A 6,993-nucleotide genomic window follows, 5' to 3' on the forward strand; every position below is an offset into this window, starting at 1 on the left:
AGTGCTGCCGACCCCGCGGCGGCCGGGTCAGGCAGCCCACCGCGAACACGAAAAAGGGGCTGCGCCCCAGGCGCAGCCCCTGTCTTTCCCGGTAAGCGGGCCGCTTCGCTGCGGTACCCCGCCCTCGTCTGCCGGTTTAGGCCTTGCAGCCGCTGAACTTGGCGGTGCCGTTGGACTTGGCGAACTCCTTGGTGACCTGCCACCAGGGCATGCCGCTCTTCCAGGTGTCCCAGCCGCGCTTGCCCTTCTTGGTGGTCATCGAGCCCCAGATCACCACGCCGTCGCCCAAGTCGTGCGCGGTCTTGAGCTGGGTCTTCCAGAAGCTGGCGGACATGTACTTCTGGCCGTCGGTCTTGTTCCAGTCATGGATCTGCGGCCAGATGAACGGGATCACCGGCTTGCCGTACTGCTTGGCCTCGGCGATGTTGCCCTTGGCGTACTTGATCCAGTCGCCCTGGCTGTCGAACATGGTGTAGAGCGACGGGAAGATCACGTCGACTTCCTTGGCCAGGCGGGCCAGCTTGTCGTTGCTCGACTTCCAGGCCTTGATCTTGCTGGAATTGTTCTGCACCGGAGCGTACCAGTCCCGCTTCGGGATCATCATGTAGTATCCGAGCTTGGACTTGCCGCCCTTGGCGCGGACCCCATCCCGGATGGTCTTCATCGCCAGGATGAGCTTGTCCATCTCCTTGATCTCGTCCCAGACCTCGATGTCGATGACGACATAGTCCCACTTGTTTTTCAGGATCTGCGGGACGATGACGTTCTTGAGCTGGGCGATGTTGGGCTGCTTCTTCGACTTGCCGCCGAACAGTTCGCCCTCATAGAATATCTTGAGCGAGGTCAAGCCACAACCGGAAACGTTGGGCTTCTTGTTGTAACGGAAGCCGTCATAGACCGGCTTGCGCTTGCCGCTGCTGGCCGGAGCGGCGCTGATGGGCGTGTCCGAACTACTCGATGAAGCGGGACTGCTGCCCTTGGACGAGGAGGAGCCGCCACCATACTTGGCGTCGACCGCAGCCTTGTAGGCCACGACCCAGGCATCGGTCAGCTTGTGCTTGGCGAGATATTCCTTGTACTGCTTGGCCTTGAAGGAGTCGGTCTTGGCCTTCTCCCGGATGACCGTCATGTTGTAGCGCCAGCCGCTGTTGGCGATCGGCACGTTGCCCAGGTTCACGCTGCCCGCTGAGCTTCCCGAACTGCTGCTCTTGGATGACGAGCTGCTGCTCTGGGACGAGGAGCCGCCACCATATTTGGCGTCGACCGCAGCCTTGTAGGCCACGACCCAGGCGTCGGTCAGCTTGTGCTTGGCGAGATATTCCTTGTACTGCTTGGCCTTGAAGGAGTCGGTCTTGGCCTTCTCCCGGATGACCGTCATGTTGTAGCGCCAGCCGCTGTTGGCGATGGGCACATTACCCAAGTTGACGGCCGCCTCGGCCATCGACGCAGCACCAGTCAGGGCGGTCGAGCACGTAAGGAACGCGGCTGCACATAATGCAGCCAAGCGTAGGCTTCTCATGATCCCCCCAGGATCGCAATGGATGTACGATCCGGGAAGCTCCACCTCTATGGCCGCAATTCTCCTGTCCCGTGTCATGACGACACGAAGCATCTGCAGCCTCTTAAAGCTCGGGCGGTTGCTTCCCGGAAATAACACCAGAAGCGATACCCGATGATCGCGGAGCCGTGAACGTCTGCGACAGAAGATCATAAGTTTATAAAGAAACGTTCATGGTACATCTAGGCTAACGCTGTCGTCTGGCCGAAAAATGAACGATGGTCAATCTACCCAGGACAGGGCCGCTTGAGGGTTACATCATGAAGCATTTGTCATTCTGCTTATGAAACGCTGCATGCCAGATCTGACGGTTTCTCATCCTCGCAGGGACGGCATCCAGAAGTATTGGCCGCCAGAAACAGGCAGCGCCCCCACCCAGGGGGAGGGGGCGCGCTCAGGAGTGTCGAATACTGTGGTCGGGCCCTAGTCGACGCAGCCGGAGTTCTGCGGAACGTTGGTATAGTCGGCCGCGAACTTCCGGGTGTAGGGCCACCATTCGCGAGTCTTGTCCCAGTTGTCCCAGCCCTTCGACTGGAAGGCCACCGAGCCCCAGATCACCATGCTGTCGGAGAGGTTGTAGATCTCCTTCATCTGGATCTCCCAGAACTTGATCGGCATGTAGGTCGTGCCAATGCCGGGTGTGGTGTCGTGGTACTGCGGCCAGATCACCGGGATGACCGGCTTGTTGTACTTGCGCGCCTCGGCGATGTTGGTGCGGGCATAGGTCAGCCAGTCCTGGCGGTTCTCGTAAGGCGTGTAGAGCGACGGAAAGATCACGTCGACCTCGGCTGCCAAGCGTCGCATCTTGTCGTTGGTCGCCATCCAGGCGTCCCAGCGGTCGGGGCGGTTGCCCCGCGTGGTCGGCGCCAGATAGTTCCGCTCCGGCACCAGCATGTAGTAGCCGAACTGCATCTTGGTGTTCCCGGCCGCCCGCACGCCTTCCTTCAGCGTGCGCACCACCGTGATCAGCTTGTCCATCTCGGTGACTGCGTTCCAGTGCTCGATGTCGATCATCACGTAGGTGACGTTGCGCTTGAGCAGATCCGGAACGACCTTGTTCTTCAGATGGCTCGCATTGGGCGTGCTCTTGCTGGCGCCGCCGAACAGCTCGTCCTGATAGAGGATGCGGATGTCCGTGCTCAGGCCGCAACTGCTCAGGTTCGGCATGCCATGGTAGCGGAAGCCCTGGTAGATGACAAAGCCGGACTTCTTGGTGACCTTGATGTCCTTGCCGACGTCGTCAGGATTGAATTTGGCTGCGACTGCAGCCGCATAGGCATCGACGAAAGCGTCGGTAACCCGGTTCTTGTCACGATAATAGATGTAGTCGGCCCGCTTGCTGGCGCTGTACTCGCCGAGCTTCTTCATGACGGTCAGATTGTAGCGCCAGCCATCTTGGCGGATCTCGACGCCCTTCAGGAGCGGACTGGCCAGCGGATCGGTGATCGCCCCGCCATTGCCGGAGCCGGAGCCGGAGCCTGAGGTCCCAGTATTGCTCCCGCTGCTGCCGGAGTTGCCCCCGCTGCTGCCACTGCCGGAGTTGCCTGTGCTGCTCTGGTTGCCGCTCCCGGCGCTGGCACCGCCCGTGCCGAACTTTGCGGCGACAGCCTTGGCGTAGGCCACGACGTATTCGTCGGTGATCTTGTACTTGGCCAGATAGTCCGCGTACTGCTGGGCCTTGAACGCGCTGGTCTTGGCCTGCTCGCGGATGACGGTCATGTTGTACCGCCAGCCCTCGTTGCGGATCTCGACGCCCTTCAGGAGCGGATTGGCCAGCGGGTCCGTGGTCGTCCCGCCATTCGCACTACTGGAGCTGCCCGTACTGGTCTGGCTCCCGTTGCCAGTGCTGGAGCTGCCCGTGCCGAACTTTGCGGCGACAGCCTTGGCGTAGGCCACGACGTATTCGTCGGTGATCTTGTACTTGACCAGATAGTCCGCGTACTGCTGGGCCTTGAACGCGCTGGTCTTGGCCTGCTCGCGGATGACGGTCATGTTGTACCGCCAGCCCTCGTTGCGGATCTCGACGTTGCCCAGATCGACCGCAGCGAGCGCTGGCTGAATGGCGATCGCAGATATGTAGGCGCAAACCAACAACGACACAGCGGCAACCGCCGCTCTTCGGATAAAGCGCATCGTCCCCCCGGACTAACTATTGGCTGAGTCCGGAGGACGCGAGAGACATTATTGGTTGGACTTCTTGTCCTGCTGCCCGACAGCAAGCCGGGTACAGCTTCTCCCTAATTCCTTCCGCCAGCCGGCAGTAATTCGCTGATACACGACTGCAACAGCAGGGGGAATATTGGCATGGTCATGGAAACAGCGGGTTACAAGAAATTCATCAGTTATATATTGTGAAATCGGAAACTGATTCAAAGATTACATGCGCGTAACTCGCCTGGGTGCGCGTGCTGATGCTTTGGTGGTTGCCGCTCATGGCAGGGCAGGCGATGCCGCATGTCCGGCCTTGCCGCGGATTTGAGCGTGAGGCGCGCTGCTGTCAGCCGAACGTGTTGCAGTCGCTGACCTCGCCGGACTCCAGGCCGCGGTTGAACCACTCGACCCGCTGCTCCGAGCTGCCGTGGGTGAAGCTCTCCGGGCTGGCACGCCGTCCTGCCGCCCGCATGATCCGATCATCGCCCACGGAGGCCGCGGCACCCAGCGCCTCCTCGACGTCGCCCGGCTCGATCACGCCCCGGCTCCGGTCGGCCCGGTTGGCCCACACGCCGGCCAGACAGTCCGCCTGCAGCTCGACCCGCACCGACAGGGCATTGGCGGAGGCCTGGTCGGCACCCGCCTGCGCCTCGTGCACCTGCGGCAGGATGCCCAGCAGGTTCTGGACGTGGTGGCCGACTTCGTGCGCGATCACGTAGGCCTGCGCGAAGTCGCCAGGTGCACCGAAGCGCTGGGACAGCTCGTCGAAGAAGCCCAGGTCCAGATATACCTTGCGGTCGCCCGGGCAGTAGAACGGGCCGGTGGCCCCTTGAGCGAAGCCGCAGCCAGACTGGGTGGCATCGGTGAACAGGATGAGGCCGGGTTCCTGGTAGGTCTGCCCGTCGGCCTGGAACAGCTCGTGCCAGACGTCCTCCGTGCTGCCGAGCACCACGCGGGTGAACTCGGCCTGCTCGTCGCTGCCGCTGCCGGCACCGCTCTGGCGCGGCTGCTCCTGGCGGGTCTCGACCGGGCCGCCACCGTCGATCGCGCCGATGATCATGCTCGGGTCGATGCCGAGCAGCCAGGAGACCACCAGGATCCCGACCAGGCCCAGCCCGCCGATCCCGCCGCCGACCCGCATGGCGCCGCCGCCCATGCGCATCCCGCCCATGCCGCGGCGGTCCTCGACGTTGCTGCTGCGCCTGCCGCTACGCCATTCCATCGCTGCACCTTCCCTCGTACCGTCGGACCCGGTCCCGGGCCGGCCGGGCCGGCCCGCCTGCGCCAGGATCAACCGGAACAACCGGAACGCAGGGCCCGACGTTCCAGTCGGGCCGGTCCTCCGGGGCGAGTTGCGGACGCGACCCACTGTCGAGAGATTTCCGCGCCGTGGCGGGTTGTTCGCGAGCCGCCCGGTCCGAACGGCGTCGAGGACAGGCTCGGGTTCGTTTCGCAGAATCACGCGATCGGCCATGATCGTGCCTGGCCCTGCCCATGCGTGCCATACGATCGGCCATCCTGCCACAAAGGCCGTCCTGCCACAAAGGAAGGCCGGATCCCGTGGAACTTGCCGCAGGCCGGATGTGCCCGGCCTGCGGCGTGGAGGTCAGGGCTGCGGCTGCAGCATATCGGCGATATGGCTGAGGATCGTCAGGTCCGGGCCGGGGATGAAGTCCGGCACTTCACAGGTGAAGTCGTCGGCGTCGAGCTTGGTCTGGCCCACCACGATCAGGACGTGCGACTCGTCCGAGAAGTCGGTGGAGATCACCAGCGAGTTGGCGCCGTCGATCTTGCTCTGCGCCACGTTGTCGTCCTTGCGGTTGACGACCCCGTCATTGTTGCTGTCGAGTTCGGCGAACAGGTCGAACTCGAACGTCAGGATCTTGTCGCTGCCGCGCTCGAAATCGACGATCTTGTCGACGCTGGCATCCGGGTCGTCGAGGATGTCCTGGGTCAGGTCGAACAGGTCGTCGCCCTCGCCGCCTTCCAGCTCGTCGCTGCCATAGCCACCGGCCACGATGTCGTCGCCGTCGCCGCCATGGACTTCGTCGTCGCCCCTGCCGCCGGACAGCAGATCCGCGCTGGAATCGCCGTCGAGATGGTCGTCGCCGGATCCGCCGAACAGGGCATCCTCGCCGCTGCCGCCGGAGATCTCGTCATCGCCGGCATCGCCGAAGATCAGGTCGGACTCGGCGCCGCCCGTGACGGTGTCGTCGCCATCGCCGGCCGAGATGATGTCGTCGCCGTCGCCGCCATCGATCACGTCGTCGCCGGAATAGCTCGGCGCCGGGCCGTCGCCGAGCATGCCCTCCGGCACGCCTTCCAGGATGAAGTCGTCGCCGGCACCGCCCTCGATCGTGTCGTTGCCGTTGCCGCCGGAGAGGATGTCGTCGCCGGCATCGCCGCGCACCAGGTCGTCACCGTCATTGCCGTAGACCAGGTCGTTGCCGTCGCCGCCATAGGCCTTGTCGTTGCCGGAGCCAGCGTCGATGCCGCCGATCCGCGTCACGAGAAAGCCCAGCAGGTCGCTCAGGTCGTCCACGCCGCTCATATCGGTCGGCTCGCCGCCGATTCCGCCGGTCAGCAGCGCCGCGAGGCTGAGCCCGTCGCTGCCGCCGCCGCCGGTGATGTAGTCGATGCCGTCGCCGCCATGGATCTGGTCGGTGCCGTTGCCGCCGGCGATGACGTCGCGGCCGTTGCCGCCATAGATCAGGTCGCGGCCGTCGCCGCCATAGATCCGGTCATGGCCATCGCCGCCATAGATCGTGTCGTTATCGACGTCGCCGTAGAGATGGTCGTCGCCGGCGTCGCCGTAGAGCAGGTCGCGCCCGGTGCCGCCATAGATGGTATCGTTGCCGCCCAAGCCACCGATCGTATCGTTGCCGCCGTAACCCCAGATCGTGTCCGCGGATTCCGTGCCATTCAGGATATTAGCCCGGTCATCACCTTTGATGATCGCCATTTTTCCTCCCCTGCCGCGAACCTCTGGCGCGGCGGTCGGAATATCGATTGTACATTGGGTAGATGTTAAGTGGTTTTTTCCGGAAATGTGACGGGAATCACTAAAAATTTCGGTGGAGCACGAATGCCTCGGCCGATGACCGACGGGATGAAGCCACCGCTGATTTGCAGCGGCGTAACCGTATGGCCCCGATTTCGCCACTTTCGTTCCAGACCGTGGCAGACTTCGCTCCTGCGGTCGCTGTCGAAGCGGCGACGGCAAAGGCAGGCAAGGGGCACCGGACGGAGGCCGCCTGCCGGAGCCGGCCGGAACCTCGGGCGCG

Annotated in this window: 4 protein-coding genes; all 4 read right to left on the reverse strand. The window is 63.5% G+C overall.

Translation table 11 applies throughout. From position 1 onward, the window contains the following. Positions 1-136: 136 nt before the first annotated feature. Positions 137-1,420: a hypothetical protein gene (locus VNS22_RS16445; protein WP_325734294.1), complete on the reverse strand. Its 1,284-nt coding sequence runs from the start codon at positions 1,418-1,420 to the stop codon at positions 137-139. A 561-nt stretch (positions 1,421-1,981) separates the two neighbouring features. Then, positions 1,982-3,658, reverse strand: a complete 1,677-nt coding sequence (locus VNS22_RS16450; protein ID WP_325734296.1) for a hypothetical protein — start codon at positions 3,656-3,658, stop codon at positions 1,982-1,984. Between the two features lie 397 nt (positions 3,659-4,055). Next, positions 4,056-4,931: a KPN_02809 family neutral zinc metallopeptidase gene (ypfJ, locus tag VNS22_RS16455; protein WP_325734298.1), complete on the reverse strand. Its 876-nt coding sequence runs from the start codon at positions 4,929-4,931 to the stop codon at positions 4,056-4,058. 384 nt (positions 4,932-5,315) lie between these two features. Continuing rightward, positions 5,316-6,671 (reverse strand): calcium-binding protein, encoded by a 1,356-nt coding sequence (locus tag VNS22_RS16460; RefSeq protein ID WP_325734300.1) that lies wholly within the window; start codon positions 6,669-6,671, stop codon positions 5,316-5,318. Between the last annotated feature and the right edge of the window lie 322 nt (positions 6,672-6,993).

Source organism: Geminicoccus sp. (genome assembly GCF_035556675.1).
Classification (GTDB): Bacteria; Pseudomonadota; Alphaproteobacteria; order Geminicoccales; family Geminicoccaceae; genus Geminicoccus.

Excerpts from the sequence above, each read along its gene's own strand:
- ypfJ (WP_325734298.1), bottom strand. The coding sequence starts at position 4,931 with ATGGAATGGCGTAGCGGCAGGCGCAGCAGCAACGTCGAGGACCGCCGC.
- VNS22_RS16460 (WP_325734300.1), bottom strand. The coding sequence starts at position 6,671 with ATGGCGATCATCAAAGGTGATGACCGGGCTAATATCCTGAATGGCACG.